Raw genomic sequence first — 19,919 nt, 5'->3', positions numbered from 1 at the left:
CGAGACACCAGGAGACACAAAGCGAAAGCTATGCTAAAACAGTCAGGATGCTACAGTAATACATTGATGTACTGCATGTATGCAAAGGACGTCACATTACCGTGCAGTACAGTTGATAGCCCCTTCCCAGGTAGCGGGAAGCACAATTTCGGCAATCCAGAGACAGCGGCGTTTTCTGGCTCTGGAGAAAGCTTATAACAGAGGATAACCGCGCATGGTGCTTGGCAAACCGCAAACAGACCCGACTCTCGAATGGTTCTTGTCTCATTGCCACATTCATAAGTACCCATCCAAGAGCACGCTTATTCACCAGGGTGAAAAAGCGGAAACGCTGTACTACATCGTTAAAGGCTCTGTGGCAGTGCTGATCAAAGATGAAGAGGGTAAAGAAATGATCCTCTCCTATCTGAATCAGGGTGATTTTATTGGCGAACTGGGCCTGTTTGAAGAAGGCCAGGAACGTAGCGCATGGGTACGTGCGAAAACCGCCTGTGAAGTGGCTGAAATTTCATACAAAAAATTTCGCCAATTGATTCAGGTAAACCCGGACATTCTGATGCGTCTTTCTGCACAGATGGCGCGTCGTTTGCAAGTCACTTCAGAGAAAGTGGGCAACCTGGCGTTCCTCGACGTGACGGGCCGCATTGCACAGACTCTGCTGAACCTGGCAAAACAACCGGATGCCATGACTCACCCGGACGGTATGCAAATCAAAATTACCCGTCAGGAAATCGGTCAGATTGTCGGCTGTTCTCGTGAAACCGTGGGGCGCATTCTGAAGATGCTGGAAGATCAGAACCTGATCTCCGCACACGGTAAAACCATCGTCGTTTACGGCACTCGTTAATCCCGTCGGAGTGGCGCGTTACTGAGTAGCGCGCCATTTTGTTTCCCCCGATGTGGCGCAGACTGATTTATCACCCCGATATCAACTATGCACTACGACAAACGCTGGTGCTATGTTTGCCCGTGGCCGTTGGGTTAATGCTTGGCGAATTACGATTCGGTCTGCTCTTCTCCCTCGTTCCAGCCTGTTGCAATATTGCGGGCCTTGATACGCCTCATAAACGTTTTTTCAAACGCTTAATCATTGGTGCGTCACTGTTTGCCACCTGTAGCTTGCTGACACAGCTACTACTGGCAAAAGATGTTCCCCTGCCCTTTTTGCTGACCGGATTAACGCTGGTGCTTGGTGTCACTGCTGAGCTGGGGCCATTGCACGCAAAATTGCTTCCCGCATCGCTGCTCGCCGCCATTTTTACCCTCAGTCTGGCGGGATACATGCCGGTCTGGGAACCGTTGCTCATCTATGCGCTGGGCACTCTCTGGTACGGATTGTTTAACTGGTTTTGGTTCTGGATCTGGCGCGAACAACCGCTACGCGAGTCACTAAGCTTGCTGTACCGTGAACTGGCGGATTATTGCGAAACCAAATACAGCCTGCTTACCCAGCACACCGATCCTGAAAAAGCATTGCCGCCGCTGCTGGTGCGCCAGCAAAAAGCGGTCGATTTAATTACTCAGTGCTATCAGCAAATGCATATGCTTTCCGCGCAAAATAATACTGACTACAAGCGGATGCTGCGTATTTTCCAGGAGGCGCTGGATTTACAGGAACATATTTCGGTCAGCTTGCATCAGCCGGAAGAGGTGCAAAAGCTGGTCGAGCGTAGCCATGCGGAAGAAGTTATCCGCTGGAATGCGCAAACTGTCGCCACTCGCCTGCGCGTGCTGGCTGATGACATTCTTTACCATCGCCTGCCGACGCGCTTTACAATGGAAAAACAAATTGGCGCGCTGGAAAAAATCGCCCGCCAGCATCCGGATAATCCGGTTGGGCAATTCTGCTATTGGCACTTCAGCCGCATCGCTCGTGTACTACGCACCCAAAAACCGCTCTATGCCCGTGATTTACTGGCCGATAAACAGCGGCGAATGCCGTTACTGCCGGCGCTAAAAAGTTATCTGTCACTGAAATCTCCGGCGCTACGCAATGCTGGACGACTGAGTGTGATGTTAAGTGTTGCCAGCCTGATGGGTACCGCGCTGCATCTGCCGAAGTCGTACTGGATCCTGATGACGGTATTGCTGGTGACGCAAAATGGTTACGGCGCGACTCGCCTGCGAATTGTGAATCGTTCTGTGGGAACCGTGGTCGGGTTAATCATTGCGGGCGTTGCCCTGCACTTTAAAATTCCCGAAGGTTATACCCTGACGTTGATGCTGATTACCACCCTCGCCAGCTACCTGATATTGCGCAAAAACTACGGCTGGGCGACGGTCGGTTTTACCATTACCGCAGTATATACCCTGCAACTGTTGTGGCTGAACGGTGAGCAGTACATTCTTCCGCGTCTTATCGACACCATTATTGGTTGTTTGATTGCTTTCGGCGGAACTGTCTGGCTGTGGCCGCAGTGGCAGAGCGGGTTATTGCGTAAAAACGCCCATGACGCTTTAGAAGCCTATCAGGAAGCGATTCGTTTGATTCTGAGCGAGGATCCGCAACCTACGCCACTGGCCTGGCAGCGAATGCGGGTAAATCAAGCGCATAACACTCTGTATAACTCATTGAATCAGGCGATGCAGGAACCGGCGTTCAACAGCCATTATCTGGCAGATATGAAACTGTGGGTAACACACAGCCAATTTATTGTTGAGCATATTAATGCTATGACCACGCTGGCGCGGGAACACCGGGCATTGCCACCTGAACTGGCACAAGAGTATTTACAGTCTTGTGAAATCGCCATTCAGCGTTGTCAGCAGCGACTGGAGTATGACGAACCGGGGAGTTCTGGCGATGCCAATATCATGGATGCGCCGGAGATGCAGCCGCACGAAGGTGCGGCAGGTACGCTGGAGCAGCATTTACAACGGGTTATTGGTCATCTGAACACCATGCACACCATTTCGTCGATGGCATGGCGGCAGCGACCGCATCATGGGATTTGGCTGAGTCGCAAGTTGCGGGATTCGAAGGCGTAATACAGGCTAAACCATCGGATAAGGCGTTCACGCCGCATCCGATATCTTTTGCCTGATGCGACGCTGACGCGTCTTATTTACGCCCCAATCACCTTCGCCACCGCGTGGGCGAAACGATGCATCCCTTCATCGATATCCGCATCTTCCACCACCAGCGACGGCGCAAAACGCATCACATCAGGCCCGGCATTCAGCACCATTACGCCTTCCTCGGCACCCGCATACAGGAAATCACGCGCCCGACCTTTGTACTGTGGTTTCAGCTCTGCGCCAATCAACAGCCCCATACCGCGAATATCGCTAAACACATCGTACTGCTGATCGATCTTCTGCAAATGGTCCACAAAACGCTGGCGTTTCGCGTGAATGCCTTCCAGCACTTCAGGGGTATTGATGATATCAAACGCCGCGCCAGCTACTGCACAGGCCAGTGGATTACCGCCGTAGGTGGAACCGTGAGAACCAGGATGAAACGCAGAAGCAATCTCCGCCGTAGTCAGCATGGCGCTAATCGGGAAGCCGCCGCCTAACGCTTTGGCGGAGGTCAGAATATCCGGCGTCACGCCGAAATGCATGTAAGCAAACAGATCGCCGGTCCGCCCCATCCCGCACTGCACTTCATCAAACACCAATAATGCCTGATGTTGATCGCACAGCTCGCGCAAGCCCTGCAAAAACTCTGGCGTCGCTGCCGTCACGCCGCCCTCGCCCTGAATCGGCTCAACCACCACCGCGCAGGTGTGATCATCCATCACCGCTTTCACTGCGTGGAGATCATTAAAGGGAACGTGGATGATGTCTGCCGGTTTTGGCCCAAAGCCGTCGGAATATTTTGGCTGCCCGCCCACCGAGACGGTAAACAGCGAACGACCATGAAAAGCGTTATGGAAGGCAATAATTTTGGTTTTGAACGGGCTATGACGCACACAGGCGTAATGGCGTGCCAGTTTAAAGGCAGTTTCGTTAGCTTCCGTGCCGGAGTTCATAAACACCACGCGTTCGGCAAACGTTGCCTCAATCAGTTTACGACCAAGACGCAGCGCCGGTTCATTGGTAAAAACGTTACTGATATGCCACAGAGTTTCGCCCTGGGTTTTTAACGCGTTCACCAGCGCAGGATGGCAATGGCCCAACGCCGTAACTGCAATGCCACCCGCGAAATCGACATACTCCTTGCCCTGTTGATCCCAGATTCGGCTGCCCAGACCTTTTACCGGAATAAACTCTGCCGGAGCATAAATCGGCAGGATCACTTCATCGAAAGTCGCGCGTGTAATTGCTGTTTGTTCAGTTGCCATCTCATGATCACCCTGTTACGCATAAACCAATGTGAAATTATAATCACAAAATATGCATAAAAAATCACTAAATGGCAATCAGAAATCAGCGCTCCAGGAAATTAGCCAGCAGTTGATGCCCTTGTTCGCTGAGAATACTTTCTGGATGGAACTGCACGCCTTCCAGATCCCACTGGCGATGACGAATCCCCATAATCTCGCGGGTTTCGCTCCAGGCCGTCACTTCAAAGCACTCCGGTAATGAGTCAGGCTCCACCACCAGCGAATGGTAGCGTGTCACGGTGAGTGGATTTGCCAGCCCCTTAAATACGCCCTCACCGTTATGTGTGATCGGCGAGGTTTTGCCGTGCATCACCTTTGCGGCGCGCACAACTTTGCCACCAAAAGCCTGCGCCATTGCCTGATGACCGAGGCAGACGCCAAGAATCGGCAAACTGCCGGCGTAGTGGCGAATAACGTCAAGGGAGATCCCTGCATCGTCCGGCGTACAGGGTCCAGGTGAGATAACAATTTTCTGCGGTTTGAGTGTGTCGATATCCGCCAACGTTAACGCATCGTTGCGCTTAACCAACACGTCGGCCCCCAGTTCACAAAAGTACTGGTAGAGGTTCCAGGTGAAAGAATCGTAGTTATCAATAAGCAGGATCATGGCGGCTCCGGTACGAAAGAACCGCGCTATTTTACTCAGATTCCCCGGCTTCGCTTACCACTTTGCTAAATATCGTCTGCAGCGCAGTGAGATCCCCCATTGCCCCACTCTGATTTGCCTGATTCCAGGCCTCTTTTTCGATACCCTGCCAGCTCAGTTGATAACCAGCATGAATCGCCAGTTGCTCGAAGAAGATACGCTGTGCCAGACCACTTCCCGCACGGAAGGGATGCAGGACGTTAATTTCACAATAGTAGTGTGCCAGCCGCTCGACGAACTTCGCTTTCTCCAGGCCAACCAGATACCCTTCTTCCTCCAGATCCTGCATCAGGGCATTGCCCTCTTTTTCGATATAAGCAAAGTGGCAGAACGGCGTATCACCCTGATAAATATCAACTTCACGCAGTTGCCCCGCCCAGTCGAAAATATCCTGATACAGCTGGCGATGGATAGTGCGCAAATGCGGTAAACCGCGCACCAGCGGACCAAGCTCAATGGTCGCAGCACGCAGCGCCGTCATTTCGTAAGCGGCCTGTTCCAGCCGCTGTTGCTGGCGGATGTTCAGCCGGTTACGCATGATATCAAGGCCAGGATAAAGATACGGATCGCGCCCTTCGCCGAATTTATCGCTCATAGTGCCTCCTCAGCTCTTCAAGGCGCGCTAAAGCCTCTGCGGCAGTAAGAGTAACTAAAGGCATCTCGACGCCTTCAAGACGGCGACTGGCCTGGAAATTACGATTACGCTGAAGCTCCCAGAGACGGGACTTTTGCTTATCGGTGAGTTTCTTCACTTGATGCCTCCCTGAACGTGTCCATTTGCCACAAGTATAAGCGGCAAATCCGGGTTACGCCGGGAGAGCAGAAGCGCGGGCAAGATTGCCCGCGCGAGAAATCATTACGGCAGGACTTTAGCGGAAAGGATAACTACCGGTTTTGACGGCACATTCTGGTACGGACCAACATCATGAGTCGGCACCTGGGAAATCTTATCGGCAACGTCCATGCCTTTCACCACTTTACCAAATACCGCGTAACCGAAATCACGCTGACCATGGTCAAGGAAGGCGTTATCGGCAACGTTGATAAAGAACTGGCTGGTGGCGCTGTCTTTGTCAGCGGTACGCGCCATCGCGATGGTGCCACGCGTGTTGCGCAGGCCGTTATCGGCTTCATTTTTGATTGGCGGGTTTGGTTTTTTCTGCTGCATCTGCTCGGTGAAACCGCCGCCCTGAATCATAAAGCCAGGAATGACGCGGTGAAAGGTTGTGTTGTTATAAAAACCGCTGTTCACATAATCGACAAAGTTTTGCACAGATACTGGCGCTTTTTGTTTATCCAGCTCCAGTTCGATGTTACCAGCTGAGGTTGTCAACAATACGTGCGGGTCCCCTTTCGCTGCCATTGCTGCGGGAGAAAGAGCAGAAAGAGCGAAAACAGCAGCCATCGCCGCCAGGGTCGATTTGAACATGAGATTTCCTTAACAAACAGAGCAGAAAAAAAGCAAGTGAAGAGATTCTAAATAGCCTTCAAGAACAAGGCCATCCCTTTACCTAATTTTACGTATCTGAAATATATGTAACCTGACGATCACTTTTTATTCCGTGATCAAAATCACCTCTTAAAATGCAATTTAGCAACCGATTGCAATAAAATATTTAAACAGATCACAAAATCACCTAAAATCGCCCGCTCGCGGCATATCCCGCTATGCCATTTTATTTTTGAACGCAGGCCAATCATGACTAACAGCAATCGCATCAAGCTCACATGGATTAGCTTTCTCTCCTACGCACTGACGGGTGCGTTGGTTATTGTCACCGGGATGGTGATGGGAAATATCGCCGATTATTTCAATCTGCCTGTTTCCAGTATGAGTAACACCTTCACCTTCCTCAATGCTGGCATTTTAATCTCTATCTTCCTCAATGCCTGGCTGATGGAAATCGTCCCGTTAAAAACGCAGTTACGTTTTGGCTTTCTCCTGATGATGCTGGCGGTTGCTGGTTTGATGTTTAGCCACAGCCTGGCGCTTTTCTCGGCAGCGATGTTCATTCTCGGGGTGGTCAGCGGTATCACTATGTCGATTGGTACATTCCTGATAACACAAATGTATGAAGGGCGTCAGCGCGGTTCTCGCCTGTTATTTACCGACTCCTTCTTCAGTATGGCAGGGATGATTTTCCCAATGATCGCCGCGTTTCTGCTGGCGCGCAGCATTGAGTGGTACTGGGTTTATGCCTGCATCGGGCTGGTTTACGTCGCTATTTTTATTCTGACCTTCGGCTGTGAGTTTCCGGCACTGGGCAAACATGCGCCAAAAACGGACGCTCCGGTAGCGAAAGAAAAATGGGGCATCGGCGTACTGTTTCTCTCAATTGCAGCGCTGTGCTACATCCTCGGTCAGTTAGGTTTTATCTCCTGGGTGCCGGAGTATGCCAAAGGCCTGGGCATGAGCCTGAACGACGCTGGCACGCTGGTGAGTAACTTCTGGATGTCATATATGGTCGGCATGTGGGCGTTCAGCTTTATTCTTCGCTTCTTTGATTTGCAACGTATCCTGACCGTACTGGCTGGTCTGGCTGCGATTCTGATGTACGTCTTTAACACCGGAACACCGGCACATATGGCGTGGTCAATTCTCGCCCTGGGCTTCTTCTCCAGCGCGATCTATACCACCATCATCACCCTGGGTTCACAGCAAACCAAAGTACCGTCACCAAAACTGGTTAACTTTGTCCTGACCTGCGGGACCATCGGTACCATGCTGACCTTTGTCGTTACCGGCCCGATTGTTGAACATAGCGGTCCAAAGGCGGCGCTGCTGACGGCAAACGGTCTGTACGCTGTCGTCTTTGTGATGTGCTTCCTGTTAGGTTTCGTCAGCCGTCACCGTCAGCATAACACCCTGACCTCTCATTAATTGCTCATGCCGGGCGGCGCTATCGTCGTCCGGCCTTTTCCTCACTTACCCCGCTACGTACGTCTATTTCTATAAACCCTTTCATTTTGTCTATTTTTTGCACACGAATGAAATATCAGACAATTCCGTGACTTAAGAAAATTTATACAAATCAGCAATATACCTCTTAAGGAGTATATAAAGGTGAATTTGATTTACATCAATAAGCGGGGTTGCTGAATCGTTAAGGTAGGCGGTAATAGAAAAGAAATCGAGGCAAAAATGAGCAAAGTCAGACTCGCAATTATCGGTAACGGTATGGTCGGCCATCGCTTTATCGAAGATCTTCTTGATAAATCTGATGCGGCCAACTTTGATATTACCGTTTTCTGTGAAGAACCGCGCATCGCTTATGACCGCGTACACCTCTCGTCTTACTTCTCTCACCACACCGCCGAAGAGCTGTCGCTGGTGCGCGAAGGCTTTTACGAAAAACACGGTATTAAAGTTCTGGTCGGCGAACGCGCTATCACCATCAACCGTCAGGAGAAGGTGATTCACTCCAGCGCCGGACGTACCGTTTTTTATGACAAGCTGATCATGGCGACCGGTTCCTATCCGTGGATCCCGCCAATCAAAGGTTCTGATACTCAGGACTGCTTTGTCTATCGCACCATTGAAGACCTCAACGCCATTGAATCCTGCGCCCGTCGCAGTAAGCGCGGTGCCGTTGTTGGCGGCGGCCTGTTAGGTCTGGAAGCCGCTGGCGCGCTGAAAAACTTAGGCATTGAAACCCACGTTATCGAATTTGCCCCTATGCTGATGGCGGAACAGCTTGATCAGATGGGCGGCGAGCAATTGCGTCGCAAAATCGAAAGCATGGGTGTACGCGTTCACACCAGCAAAAACACTCTTGAGATTGTGCAGGAAGGTGTCGAAGCGCGTAAAACCATGCGTTTTGCCGACGGCAGCGAACTGGAAGTCGACTTTATCGTCTTCTCTACCGGTATCCGTCCGCGCGATAAGCTGGCAACCCAGTGTGGTCTGGACGTTGCTCCTCGTGGGGGTATCGTCATTAATGATTCCTGCCAGACTTCCGATCCAGATATCTACGCCATCGGTGAATGCGCAAGCTGGAACAACCGTGTATTTGGTCTGGTAGCACCTGGCTACAAAATGGCGCAGGTCGCCGTTGACCATATTCTCGGTAGCGAAAACGCCTTTGAAGGTGCTGACCTTAGCGCCAAGCTGAAACTGCTGGGCGTAGACGTAGGCGGTATTGGCGATGCTCACGGTCGCACGCCTGGCGCACGTAGCTACGTTTACCTCGACGAAAGTAAAGAGATCTACAAACGCCTGATTGTCAGCGAAGACAACAAAACCCTGCTCGGTGCAGTACTGGTGGGTGATACCAGCGACTACGGTAACCTGCTGCAACTGGTGCTGAACGCAATCGAGCTGCCGGAAAACCCGGATTCTCTGATTCTGCCGGCGCACTCAGGTAGCGGCAAGCCGTCTATCGGTGTTGATAAACTGCCGGACAGCGCGCAAATCTGCTCCTGCTTTGACGTCACCAAAGGCGATCTGATTGCTGCCATCAACAAAGGCTGCCACACCGTTGCGGCGCTGAAAGCCGAAACCAAAGCGGGTACTGGCTGCGGTGGCTGTATCCCGCTGGTCACTCAGGTACTGAACGCGGAACTGGCAAAACAGGGTATCGAAGTTAACAATAACCTGTGCGAACACTTTGCTTATTCACGTCAGGAACTGTTCCATTTGATCCGCGTTGAAGGCATTAAAACCTTCGAAGAACTGCTGGCGAAACACGGTAAAGGCTACGGTTGTGAGGTTTGTAAACCAACCGTCGGTTCACTGCTGGCCTCCTGCTGGAACGAATACATTCTGAAGCCGGAACATACTCCGCTACAGGATTCTAACGACAACTTCCTCGCTAACATCCAGAAAGACGGCACCTACTCGGTGATCCCGCGTTCTCCGGGTGGTGAAATCACCCCAGAAGGACTGATGGCAGTGGGTCGTATCGCGCGTGAATTTAATCTCTACACCAAAATCACCGGCTCCCAGCGTCTGGCGATGTTTGGCGCACAGAAAGACGATCTGCCGGAGATCTGGCGTCAGCTGATTGAAGCAGGTTTCGAAACCGGTCATGCCTATGCGAAAGCACTGCGTATGGCGAAAACCTGCGTGGGTAGCACCTGGTGCCGCTACGGCGTTGGCGACAGCGTCGGCCTCGGCGTGGAACTGGAAAACCGCTACAAAGGCATCCGTACGCCGCACAAAATGAAGTTCGGTGTCTCCGGCTGTACCCGTGAATGTTCAGAAGCGCAAGGTAAAGATGTGGGTATTATCGCCACTGAAAAAGGCTGGAACCTGTATGTGTGCGGTAACGGCGGCATGAAACCGCGTCATGCGGATCTGCTGGCAGCGGATATCGATCGCGAAACGCTGATCAAATATCTTGACCGCTTCATGATGTTCTACATCCGTACTGCCGACAAACTGACGCGTACCGCACCGTGGTTAGAAAACCTCGAAGGCGGCATTGATTACCTGAAAGCGGTGATCATTGACGACAAACTGGGGCTGAACGCACATCTGGAAGAAGAGATGGCGCGCCTGCGTGAAGCGGTAGTGTGTGAGTGGACTGAAACGGTCAATACACCGTCTGCGCAGACTCGCTTCAAACACTTCATCAACAGCGATAAGCGTGACCCGAACGTGCAGATGGTGCCAGAGCGCGAACAGCACCGTCCGGCAACGCCGTATGAACGTATCCCGGTAACTCTAGTGGAGGACAACGCATGAGCCAGTGGAAAGACATCTGCAAAATTGATGACATCCTGCCTGAAACCGGCGTCTGCGCGCTGTTAGGTGACGAGCAGGTAGCGATTTTCCGCCCGTATCACAGCGACCAGGTGTTTGCGATCAGCAACATCGATCCGTTCTTCGAATCCAGCGTGCTGTCACGCGGGCTGATTGCGGAACACCAGGGCGAGCTGTGGGTCGCCAGTCCGCTGAAAAAACAGCGTTTTCGCTTAAGCGACGGTTTATGCATGGAAGATGAACAGTTTTCCGTCAAGCATTACGAGGCACGAGTGAAAGACGGCGTGGTACAGCTACGCGGTTAATTGTTTTAACGGGAGGCGCAATGCCTCCCCTTTTTGCATTGTCCTGTAATGACCTTAAGTATATTGCAGGACATTTTTTAAACTTTTTGTTTTATTTTTTGTTTTTATTTTTTAAAGGATAATCAAATGTTTACAGACACTATTAATAAGTGTGCGGCTAACGCTGCGCGCATTGCACGCCTGTCGGCAAATAACCCGCTCGGCTTCTGGGTAAGCTCCGCGATGGCGGGCGCGTATGTGGGGCTGGGGATCATCCTGATTTTCACGCTCGGTAATTTGCTCGATCCGTCCGTACGTCCTCTGGTGATGGGCGCGACCTTTGGTATCGCCTTAACGCTGGTGATTATCGCCGGTTCTGAACTGTTCACCGGGCACACCATGTTCCTCACCTTTGGGGTGAAAGCGGGCACCATTAGCCACGGGCAAATGTGGGCAATCCTGCCGCAAACATGGCTGGGTAACCTGGTCGGTTCCGTCTTTGTTGCCATGCTTTATAGCTGGGGCGGTGGTAGCCTTTTGCCAGTAGATACCAGTATTGTTCACTCCGTCGCGCTGGCTAAAACCACCGCACCGGCAATGGTACTGTTCTTCAAAGGCGCATTGTGTAACTGGCTGGTTTGTCTGGCAATCTGGATGGCACTGCGTACTGAAGGCGCGGCGAAATTTATCGCAATCTGGTGGTGTCTGCTGGCGTTTATTGCGTCCGGTTACGAGCACTCCATCGCTAACATGACGCTGTTCGCGCTCTCATGGTTCGGCAACCACAGCGAAGCCTACACGCTGGCGGGTATTGGTCATAACCTGCTGTGGGTGACGCTGGGTAATACTTTATCGGGTGCCGTATTCATGGGATTGGGTTATTGGTATGCTACGCCGAAAGCTAATCGTCCGGTTGCGGACAAATTTAATCAAACTGAAACGGCTGCCGGTTAATTATTAAGGGGTTTTTACGTGGATCATTTGCCTATATTTTGCCAATTACGCGACCGCGACTGTTTGATTGTCGGCGGTGGTGATGTCGCGGAACGCAAAGCAAGGTTGCTGTTAGACGCAGGTGCTCGCTTAATGGTGAATGCATTAGCGTTTATTCCACAGTTCACCGCATGGGCAGATGCAGGCATGTTAACCCTCGTCGAAGGGCCATTTGATGAAAGCCTTCTCGACACCTGCTGGCTGGCAATTGCGGCGACGGATGATGACGCGCTTAATCAGCGCGTCAGCGAAGCCGCTGAAGCTCGTCGCATCTTCTGTAACGTGGTCGATGCGCCGAAAGCCGCCAGCTTTATTATGCCGTCGATTATTGACCGCTCACCGCTCATGGTCGCGGTCTCCTCTGGCGGCACCTCTCCGGTTCTGGCGCGCCTGTTGCGCGAAAAACTTGAATCACTGCTGCCGCTGCATCTCGGTCAGGTGGCAAAATATGCAGGGCAGTTACGCGGTCGGGTCAAACAACAGTTCGCCACGATGGGTGAACGTCGCCGTTTCTGGGAAAAACTGTTCGTTAATGATCGCCTGGCGCAGTCGCTGGCGAACAATGATCAGAAAGCCATTACCGAAACGACCGAACAGTTAATCAATGAACCGCTCGATCATCGCGGTGAAGTGGTGCTGGTTGGCGCAGGTCCGGGCGATGCCGGTCTGCTGACGCTGAAAGGTCTGCAACAAATTCAGCAGGCAGATGTGGTGGTCTACGACCGTCTGGTTTCAGACGATATTATGAATCTGGTACGCCGCGATGCTGATCGCGTTTTCGTCGGCAAACGCGCGGGATACCACTGCGTACCGCAGGAAGAGATTAACCAGATCCTGCTGCGGGAAGCGCAAAAAGGCAAACGCGTGGTGCGGCTGAAAGGCGGCGATCCGTTTATTTTTGGCCGTGGTGGCGAAGAACTGGAAACACTGTGCAATGCAGGCATTCCGTTCTCGGTGGTTCCAGGTATTACCGCAGCTTCTGGTTGCTCTGCCTATTCGGGTATTCCGCTCACGCATCGCGATTATGCTCAGAGCGTGCGCTTAATCACCGGACACTTAAAAACCGGTGGCGAGCTGGACTGGGAAAACCTGGCAGCCGAAAAACAGACGCTGGTGTTCTATATGGGGCTTAATCAGGCCGCGACCATTCAGCAAAAACTGATTGAACACGGAATGCCTTGCGAAATGCCGGTGGCGATTGTCGAAAACGGTACGGCGGTAACGCAACGCGTGATTGACGGTACACTCTCGCAGCTGGGCGAGCTGGCGCAGCAAATGAACAGTCCCTCATTAATTATTATTGGTCGGGTCGTTGGCCTGCGCGATAAATTGAACTGGTTCTCTAACCATTAATTTTACCCGGGCCAGATAATTCTGGCCCTCTTTATCACTCTTTTTATATATTCAGCAAATAAAGCATACCCTCTTAATAAATATCATTTGCTAATGGATTATATTCACCGTTACAGCGACTTACAAAATTAAGTCATTCACTCACTGACGCCAATTAAATATTCCTGTATCGTTCTTTATGAGCAGTCCGCTTATATTCATATAATCAATGAATATTAATTAATATATAATACATAGGGAATGTAAATGAACAAATTTATTAAAGTTGCACTGGTAGGTGCAGTACTGGCTACGTTAACTGCATGTACTGGTCATATTGAAAACCGTGATAAGAACTGCTCTTACGACTACCTGCTGCACCCGGCAATTTCTATTTCTAAAATCATTGGCGGTTGCGGTCCTACTGCACAGTAAGTCTCTGACAGAAATCGGCTAACACCGATTTAATGAGCTAACGCCCTCTGAATTTTCCGAGGGCGTATTTTTCTCCATCCTCTGCGAAAACATCGTTCCCAGAATTAAACGCTGGCAATACTCTCGCGCAAAATCCGCAATACCGTCTCATCACCGCTGCGATTCGGGTTAATGCGAATTGCACAATGTTCTAATTGCGGATTCGCCTGACGAAACGTTCCGGAAAGTCGATAAAAGAGCGGCGGGATTTCATATTTCGACTCTGCACCCACCGGGTAAGGCAAGGCACCGCGCTTTTGCGCCTCTTCCAGCACTCTGGCGGCAATCGGCTGATGAAACTCGACAATCAACACCTTCGACTGCGCATTAGCAATAACGGCGCTTTTAACTTCCGCCACCGCGCCACCGTTGAGCAAGGCCAGCAACCGTTCAGATACCCCCGCCTGCACCGCGTGCATCACTGGCGCAAACACCAGACCACGCAATACTTCCAGCGCCTGTGCGCCCTGGATCTGACTGCCGCCGGAATAGAGCGTGGCGCGGATCCGGTTAATAACATCGGCATCACCTACCACTGCGCCAACACCCTCTGGTCCAAACAGCTTGAAACAGGAGAATGTCGAAACATTCGCGCCGCATTCGCAGCCAATTCGAGCCACCTTCATCACCGCATAATTGTCATCGGTTAACGCAGGAACGCCAGCCGAACGCAATGTTGCCAGCACATCTGCCAGCACATAGCTGTCCTGCGGCTGTTGGCGCGTATGCTGCACCAGCGCGGCATCTGGTTGTTGCTCGTCGACGACCTGCTTCAGTGCCGACAGGTCATTAAAATCAGCAGTGATAAGCGTCAGCCCCATCTGCGCAATAATGACCTGAGTCGTCGGGTAAACCGGCGCGTCATGCACCAGAAGACGCTGCCCCGGTTTGAGCAAAGCTGCCAGCGCCGCACGAATCGCTCCAGTACCTGCGCCCTGTACCAGCGCCGCCGCTGGCGCATGAAACGCATCAGCCAGCACCTGCTCCACACGCTGAGTAATGCGCGGTTGATTCAGCCCCGGCGTTAAGCCTAAATCCCCGCGGGTAAGAAACTCCGCGCCGGGAAAATGGCGGCAAATCGTATCCACCAACGCAAACTGCTTTTGCTGCGCTTCAATAAGCGTCAGGCTTTGCAAAGGAAACATCTTCATAGGTGCCTTCCTTAAGCCGGAACGAACAGACCAAGCCAGTAAAGAACATTCAGCAGGATGCCGGTGATCATTACGGCTACGACCGGTGCCGCCATTTTCTGTACCGGACGGCCCAGGGATTCGTTGAGGAAGTAAATGGCAACCGCGATGGAGAATCCGGTATAGCCCGCCATTTTAATTGCTGCGAAAATAGAACCGACCAGCAGAGCCACTTCCATCAGCATATTCATGGCGTTACGGATGTTATCCGACGCATTACGTACCGATGGGTAGCGTCCCAGCCATTTGCCGATCGAACGAAGTAACAGGACTTCTGCCGAAATAACCACTGCGCCTAATACCGCCGCAACCATCGGATTCGGCGAGAGATAGCCCACCGCATAAACAAAGGTAAAGCCCGCAACGGCATACACACCTGTTGCTAACGCGGTGGTGGCAATCAACGGCACAAAGCCCAGCCCGCGCATAAATTCCGCCAGCGCCGCCTGGTTGATCAGCGTTTGTGATTGTTCCGGCGTTACACCTGCGGAATATGCTTTCTCCAGGGTGAAGATCGACACTTCACTACCAGCAAAAATCTTCATGCTGGCAACGGCGGCAATCAGCGCCCCTACGATGGCGATATAGGGTAAATTTTTGATAATCCTCGACGTACGTTCTTCAAACACCGACATACCGCTGGCATCGATGTCATTTTCATCACGATGACGCAGGTCGTGAGTTATCGCGATCCCCAGCAGCATCACCATGCCAATAAAGATTTCGATGGATTCCGGATTGAGATGCGGGAAATAGCGCACTACCACCACACGGGTCATCAACACTACCACGGCGGCGATCAGACTTTGCTTCCAGCCAAACTGGTAGAAAATCGCCACCAACGGGAACAGTGCAAAAGCTGAAACCACTGGCGAGCTTAATTCCCCCAGACTACCTAATACATCCACCGGTAGCGCGGTCAGCAGCTGGTTTACCGGCAGCAGGCAGGTGAGGATCAGTACGCCCCAGAGTGCACCAAGGCCAAACGCCATCAGGCTGTTTATCGCCAGGACACCGAGGATATCGGTAGGAAGAAAGAGTAACCATGCGTTGAGCAACCCGGTTTTCAGGGTAAAAGAGATCCCCACCGAGGCCACAAAACCAATGCTCAGACCAAAAGCGATACTCCCCGCCTCGCGACGGTTCATATAGCCTTCAATCAGTTGCGGCAGGATCGGGCGGATACCGTCATGAAAAACAGCCGCCGAGCGATGCGCCAGAAGCGATGTCATACCCGTCAGGCACGCCACCACGATAATCTGAATATACAGATCCATAGTCGTGCCTTTTATTTCAGATGGTTAATCAGCATCGGAATCGCATGTTCGACATGCTCAACGGAAAGCCCAAACGCCACTTTCCCTTCGGCGATCATTTTGGCGATATGCTCGTCTTTCGCTTTAATGCCCGGCTTGGCAATGGTGCAACTTTTGTTATAGCCAATCACCGCGATGGCAATCGACAATGCTGCGCCCGCACCGGTATTACACGCGCCGATGTAGTAATCCAGTTGCCCGGATTTCACCTTCATCGCCGCTTCCATGTCGTTATGAATGAAAACTTCAAAACAGCCAGGAGCCGTCGCTTCAATGGTTTTTTTAATCTGCTCACGCTGTAAGCCTGCAACACCAATCTTTTTCATGAGTCTGTCCTTATTGGAAAAATTGAGAGGGAGTTTCACGTAACATCACATCCACATCGGCCTGACTGAATCCTGACTGGCGCAATTGCGGAATAAAGGTGGTTAATAAATAGTCATAGCCATAACCACCGTTGGCTTTTAAATGGGAGCGGCGCGTAATATCCATCGACAGCATGACGCGGTTCAGCAAACCACGGTCACGTAGCGCGTGGAGCATCGCAATGCGCTTTTCGTCCGGGTAGTAACTGTTCTTGCCGATGGTGTCGAACTGCACATACGCGCCGAGATCGATCATCTTCAAAATGTTGTCGAGGTTGTCTTTCAGATCGCAGTGACCAACGGTGACGCGCGAAAGATCAACTCCGTGGGCTTGCAGCAGAGCCAATTGCTCCAGCCCCATCGTGCTGAACGACGTATGCGTGGAGATCGGGCGTCCGGTCTGGTTATGTGCCAGCGCGGCGGCAATAAATACCTTCTCTTCCAGCGGCGTAATCTTTCCTTCGCTGGAGCCGATCTCCGCGATGATCCCGGCTTTCAGCTCCGTGCCATCGATACCCTGTTCAATTTCATCGACCATCTCCTGCGCCAGTTCCTGCACGCTGCGGGTCGCCACATGTTGCGGGAAAAACGCATCCTGGTAATAACCGGTGCAGGCCACCACGTTGATCCCGGTTTCGCGCATTACATCGAGCATAAATTGCGCATTGCGCCCCATATAACGGTTGGTCAACTCAATCACATTACGCACGCCCTGGGCCATCAGGTCGTTCATCTCCTGGCAAATGAACGCATACTGATCAAGGCGGCAGTCCACGTTGTTTTTAAAGCCGGAGAGATCAATATGCAGATGCTCATGGGCCAGGGTGTAGCCCGTTGGATCAAAACTCATAGGGTGTCTCCTGCAAACCGGAGGAAGGAAAGAAAAGAGCGACCATTTTGTGGCGGTGGCGCACGGAAAAATTCACACACGGTAGCCCCCACATCAGAAAGCGTGGGGCGCACACCGAGCTGCGTGGCAGCCAGCCCTTGCTGATAAACCAGCACCGGCACCACTTCGCGGGTATGGTGGCTATGACCAATAGTCGGGTCGTTACCGTGATCCGCCATCACGACCAGGTAATCATCTGGCTGCATCGCCTCAACAAGCCGGGCAAGGTTACGGTCAACGACCTGCAAACGTTCGGCATAACGTGCGACGTCTTCTGCGTGACCAGCGAGGTCGGTTTCCTGGATATTGGTGCAAATAAACGCCGTCGGATGCGTGTTAAATTCGTCGAGGGTGATATCCATAATCTGCTGGCTATCCACCAGATTTTGCCAGCTCACGCCATAAGGATTGCTGACGATATCTGCCACCTTACCCACCAGCACCGTCGGTACGCCCACTTGATGCAGTTGGTGCGGCACCTGCACTTTTTCATCGACGCCGTAGCCCATATGTACGACCTGGAAGCCATTGTCATAAGCGCCAGAACGCGGCGCATTTATGCCAATAAAGCGCCCTTCTTTACTTTCAGCCGCATCGAGAATGCGCTGGCTGTCGGTTAACAGGCCGCCAAATGTAATGACCCGACCGACCTGGACCTGCTCACGCACGATACGACCAATTTTGATTGCGTCGTCAAAAGAGATCGCAGAGAGATTGGCGGTGATGTTATAGACCTGGCCTAAATCCGCCTCGAGGTTATCGCCAATGGCAACCGCCTGATTGACCCACAGAAATTGCAACTCTTCGCCACGGCGCTCAACCCACCAGCCAGCGGTGACTAATGCCTGCTCAACACGGTCAATCACATCGCGAAAGGGCATCCGCAGCGGCGGTAACGGGCGCGTGCCTAAAATTTCCTGATGCCCCATAAAGGTGTCGCCACCTTCATGTTGCAACTCTGCCACGCCCCAGGTTGCGGAGTCTGACGGCTGCATATCGCCTGGCGCATAACCTAATGCGTTGATTAGCCCCATGTTCTCCAGCGTTGGTAGCTGCAAATGCGGCAACTGGCTCAGGATGTGACCACAGGTATTCGCCCCGGCATCCTGCGGACGCACCAACGTGACATCTTTCATTGCCCCTACGCCAAAGCTATCAATCACTAACACCACAAATCGCGCCATTACGCCTCCAGAGAGCTTCCAAGACTGTCATAACGACCAACGATTTCCGGTTCGCCACGGTGAATACCGGACACCAGCACCACATCGCTACGGGTGACAAAAATCTGCGTGCGAAAACAGAGCACCACTGCACTGCTCACCGGATACTCGCCTGCCAGCGGCAGGGTGTAGTCGATACTGCTGTCATCCACAGTTTTGATATTGGTTTCAGTAATCTTTTGATTTTCTGGCGTAAACACCAGCGCATGTTGCGCGTGACCACGACGGTAATAGCCACCGCCATAGCAATAACTGTCGCCACGGAAGTGATGGGAAATTTCACTTAACCAAAGCATGGCGATACGTTCAGGCTGGTCGCCCTGCTGGTTTGCCGGAATCGTCCCCGTCAGTGCATGGCCGGGTTCGGCATGAGTCACACCGTATTCCGCCAGTAATGGCAGCGAAGTGCAGCTGGTCGCTGAAGGCGCGTTTAATTGCTCAAGTACAACTCCAGACGTCAGAAGTTGGTTACGAGCATTGACCAGCGTCTGGAGGTTCGGTGTTGGCAAAACTTTCCCGGCAGCCTCATCCCATAGCAGGCAAGGGAAATGGGTTAATCCGGCTAAATGTAACCCCGGTAGTTTCTGGATTTCAGCAACCACCTCATGCAGCGAATGCTGTGCAAAACCGCTCTCCTGCCCCGGATAAAGAAAATCATCGTCGCTATAAACTTTGAGCAGCACAGGCTGGACCCGCCCGGCCGTCACCGCTGCCGCAGAAACTTCCCGCGCTTTATCGAGGGTAAACACGGTGATGACGTCGGTGCCCTGTTCAACAGCTTCAGAAACCTGATGACAAGGGATTTGTACCAGATGCCCCTGATGCGCCACCGGCAAACCGGCGCGGCGCATGATTCGTGCCTCTTTGTAATCCACCGCCACAATGCCGCTGTAGCCCAGCGCCAGCAGTTTTTCTGCCAGCCACGGATTACGACCGAACTGTTTGGTCATCAGATACAGTTCAATACCGTAAAGCCGCGCCGTCTCAATCAGCCGCTTACCGTTTTCCAGTATCTGATCCACGTCGATTACCCAACTGTCCGGGGCGATCTTGCCCTGTTGCCACAATCTTAGTGCGGAGGAAATCAGTGCCGGGTTCTGGCGTTTCAATGCTTCTACAAACATCTTGTTGCCTCGTTTCTGTTCCTTGAATTAAATATTCATTTTTTTGAATAT

The 19,919-nt window shown here is 52.1% G+C and carries 19 protein-coding genes; 8 read left to right on the top strand and 11 right to left on the bottom strand.

Annotation, left to right across the window (positions count from 1 at the left end; genetic code table 11):
* Nucleotides 1-214 precede the first annotated feature (214 nt).
* The gene (crp, locus tag AABJ99_RS02095; RefSeq protein ID WP_000242755.1) at nucleotides 215-847 is read left to right on the top strand and encodes a cAMP-activated global transcriptional regulator CRP; all 633 of its coding nucleotides are present in this window, start codon (nucleotides 215-217) and stop codon (nucleotides 845-847) included.
* A gap of 50 nt (nucleotides 848-897) precedes the next feature.
* Nucleotides 898-2,988 (top strand): YccS/YhfK family putative transporter, encoded by a 2,091-nt coding sequence (gene yhfK / locus AABJ99_RS02090; RefSeq protein ID WP_039020597.1) that lies wholly within the window; start codon nucleotides 898-900, stop codon nucleotides 2,986-2,988.
* Between the two features lie 77 nt (nucleotides 2,989-3,065).
* Here yhfK and argD read toward each other — a convergent pair whose 3' ends face one another.
* From argD to ppiA, 5 genes are all read right to left on the bottom strand, one after another.
* The gene (argD, locus tag AABJ99_RS02085) at nucleotides 3,066-4,286 is read right to left on the bottom strand and encodes a bifunctional acetylornithine/succinyldiaminopimelate transaminase (RefSeq protein WP_039020598.1); all 1,221 of its coding nucleotides are present in this window, start codon (nucleotides 4,284-4,286) and stop codon (nucleotides 3,066-3,068) included.
* 85 nt (nucleotides 4,287-4,371) lie between these two features.
* A complete protein-coding gene (gene pabA, locus AABJ99_RS02080) occupies nucleotides 4,372-4,935 on the bottom strand; it encodes an aminodeoxychorismate synthase component 2 (RefSeq protein WP_000601871.1) in 564 nt (187 codons plus the stop codon).
* A gap of 31 nt (nucleotides 4,936-4,966) precedes the next feature.
* Nucleotides 4,967-5,569 (bottom strand): putative adenosine monophosphate-protein transferase Fic, encoded by a 603-nt coding sequence (gene fic, locus AABJ99_RS02075; RefSeq protein WP_039020599.1) that lies wholly within the window; start codon nucleotides 5,567-5,569, stop codon nucleotides 4,967-4,969.
* Nucleotides 5,559-5,726: a YhfG family protein gene (yhfG, locus tag AABJ99_RS02070; protein WP_000736860.1), complete on the bottom strand. Its 168-nt coding sequence runs from the start codon at nucleotides 5,724-5,726 to the stop codon at nucleotides 5,559-5,561. Before yhfG ends, fic begins: the two co-directional genes overlap by 11 nt.
* A 104-nt stretch (nucleotides 5,727-5,830) precedes the next feature.
* Nucleotides 5,831-6,403: a peptidylprolyl isomerase A gene (ppiA, locus tag AABJ99_RS02065; RefSeq protein ID WP_000477225.1), complete on the bottom strand. Its 573-nt coding sequence runs from the start codon at nucleotides 6,401-6,403 to the stop codon at nucleotides 5,831-5,833.
* Nucleotides 6,404-6,673: 270 nt separating this feature from the next.
* On the opposite strand from ppiA, the gene tsgA reads away from it, so the two are divergent.
* The 6 genes from tsgA to yhfL all read left to right on the top strand — a co-directional run bounded on the left by tsgA (nucleotide 6,674) and on the right by yhfL (nucleotide 13,722).
* On the top strand, nucleotides 6,674-7,855 hold the full coding sequence (gene tsgA, locus AABJ99_RS02060; protein WP_039020600.1) for an MFS transporter TsgA: 1,182 nt from the start codon (nucleotides 6,674-6,676) through the stop codon (nucleotides 7,853-7,855).
* A 261-nt stretch (nucleotides 7,856-8,116) separates the two neighbouring features.
* Nucleotides 8,117-10,660, top strand: coding sequence for an NADPH-nitrite reductase large subunit (nirB, locus tag AABJ99_RS02055; RefSeq protein WP_000049213.1), 2,544 nt, complete (start codon nucleotides 8,117-8,119; stop codon nucleotides 10,658-10,660).
* Nucleotides 10,657-10,983 carry a nitrite reductase small subunit NirD gene (nirD, locus tag AABJ99_RS02050; RefSeq protein WP_000084764.1) on the top strand — a complete coding sequence of 109 codons (327 nt, stop codon included), beginning with the start codon at nucleotides 10,657-10,659 and terminating at the stop codon, nucleotides 10,981-10,983. Before nirB ends, nirD begins: the two co-directional genes overlap by 4 nt.
* 126 nt (nucleotides 10,984-11,109) lie before the next feature.
* The gene (nirC, locus tag AABJ99_RS02045) at nucleotides 11,110-11,916 is read left to right on the top strand and encodes a nitrite transporter NirC (RefSeq protein ID WP_000493563.1); all 807 of its coding nucleotides are present in this window, start codon (nucleotides 11,110-11,112) and stop codon (nucleotides 11,914-11,916) included.
* A gap of 18 nt (nucleotides 11,917-11,934) precedes the next feature.
* A complete protein-coding gene (gene cysG / locus AABJ99_RS02040) occupies nucleotides 11,935-13,308 on the top strand; it encodes a siroheme synthase CysG (protein WP_039020601.1) in 1,374 nt (457 codons plus the stop codon).
* 246 nt (nucleotides 13,309-13,554) lie between these two features.
* On the top strand, nucleotides 13,555-13,722 hold the full coding sequence (gene yhfL, locus AABJ99_RS02035; RefSeq protein ID WP_001031834.1) for a YhfL family protein: 168 nt from the start codon (nucleotides 13,555-13,557) through the stop codon (nucleotides 13,720-13,722).
* Nucleotides 13,723-13,826: 104 nt separating this feature from the next.
* On the opposite strand, the gene yhfS is transcribed toward yhfL, so the two are convergent.
* The 6 genes from yhfS to yhfX are packed head-to-tail and all read right to left on the bottom strand — an operon-like array spanning nucleotide 13,827 to nucleotide 19,868.
* Nucleotides 13,827-14,912 (bottom strand): aminotransferase class I/II-fold pyridoxal phosphate-dependent enzyme, encoded by a 1,086-nt coding sequence (gene yhfS, locus AABJ99_RS02030; RefSeq protein ID WP_039020602.1) that lies wholly within the window; start codon nucleotides 14,910-14,912, stop codon nucleotides 13,827-13,829.
* 11 nt (nucleotides 14,913-14,923) lie between these two features.
* On the bottom strand, nucleotides 14,924-16,228 hold the full coding sequence (yhfT, locus tag AABJ99_RS02025) for a YhfT family protein (protein ID WP_000366882.1): 1,305 nt from the start codon (nucleotides 16,226-16,228) through the stop codon (nucleotides 14,924-14,926).
* An 11-nt stretch (nucleotides 16,229-16,239) separates the two neighbouring features.
* Nucleotides 16,240-16,593 carry a DUF2620 domain-containing protein gene (gene yhfU / locus AABJ99_RS02020; RefSeq protein WP_000719728.1) on the bottom strand — a complete coding sequence of 118 codons (354 nt, stop codon included), beginning with the start codon at nucleotides 16,591-16,593 and terminating at the stop codon, nucleotides 16,240-16,242.
* A 10-nt stretch (nucleotides 16,594-16,603) separates the two neighbouring features.
* The gene (gene php / locus AABJ99_RS02015; protein ID WP_039020603.1) at nucleotides 16,604-17,482 is read right to left on the bottom strand and encodes a phosphotriesterase-related protein; all 879 of its coding nucleotides are present in this window, start codon (nucleotides 17,480-17,482) and stop codon (nucleotides 16,604-16,606) included.
* Nucleotides 17,479-18,705: a phosphopentomutase gene (yhfW, locus tag AABJ99_RS02010; RefSeq protein ID WP_039020604.1), complete on the bottom strand. Its 1,227-nt coding sequence runs from the start codon at nucleotides 18,703-18,705 to the stop codon at nucleotides 17,479-17,481. Before yhfW ends, php begins: the two co-directional genes overlap by 4 nt.
* Nucleotides 18,705-19,868 carry a YhfX family PLP-dependent enzyme gene (yhfX, locus tag AABJ99_RS02005; RefSeq protein WP_039020605.1) on the bottom strand — a complete coding sequence of 388 codons (1,164 nt, stop codon included), beginning with the start codon at nucleotides 19,866-19,868 and terminating at the stop codon, nucleotides 18,705-18,707. The genes yhfW and yhfX overlap by 1 nt, the downstream gene beginning before the upstream one ends.
* Between the last annotated feature and the right edge of the window lie 51 nt (nucleotides 19,869-19,919).

This window comes from Escherichia coli (assembly GCF_036503815.1).
Taxonomy (GTDB): Bacteria; Pseudomonadota; Gammaproteobacteria; order Enterobacterales; family Enterobacteriaceae; genus Escherichia; species Escherichia coli_F.
This window is presented reverse-complemented; position numbering and strand designations above follow the sequence as displayed.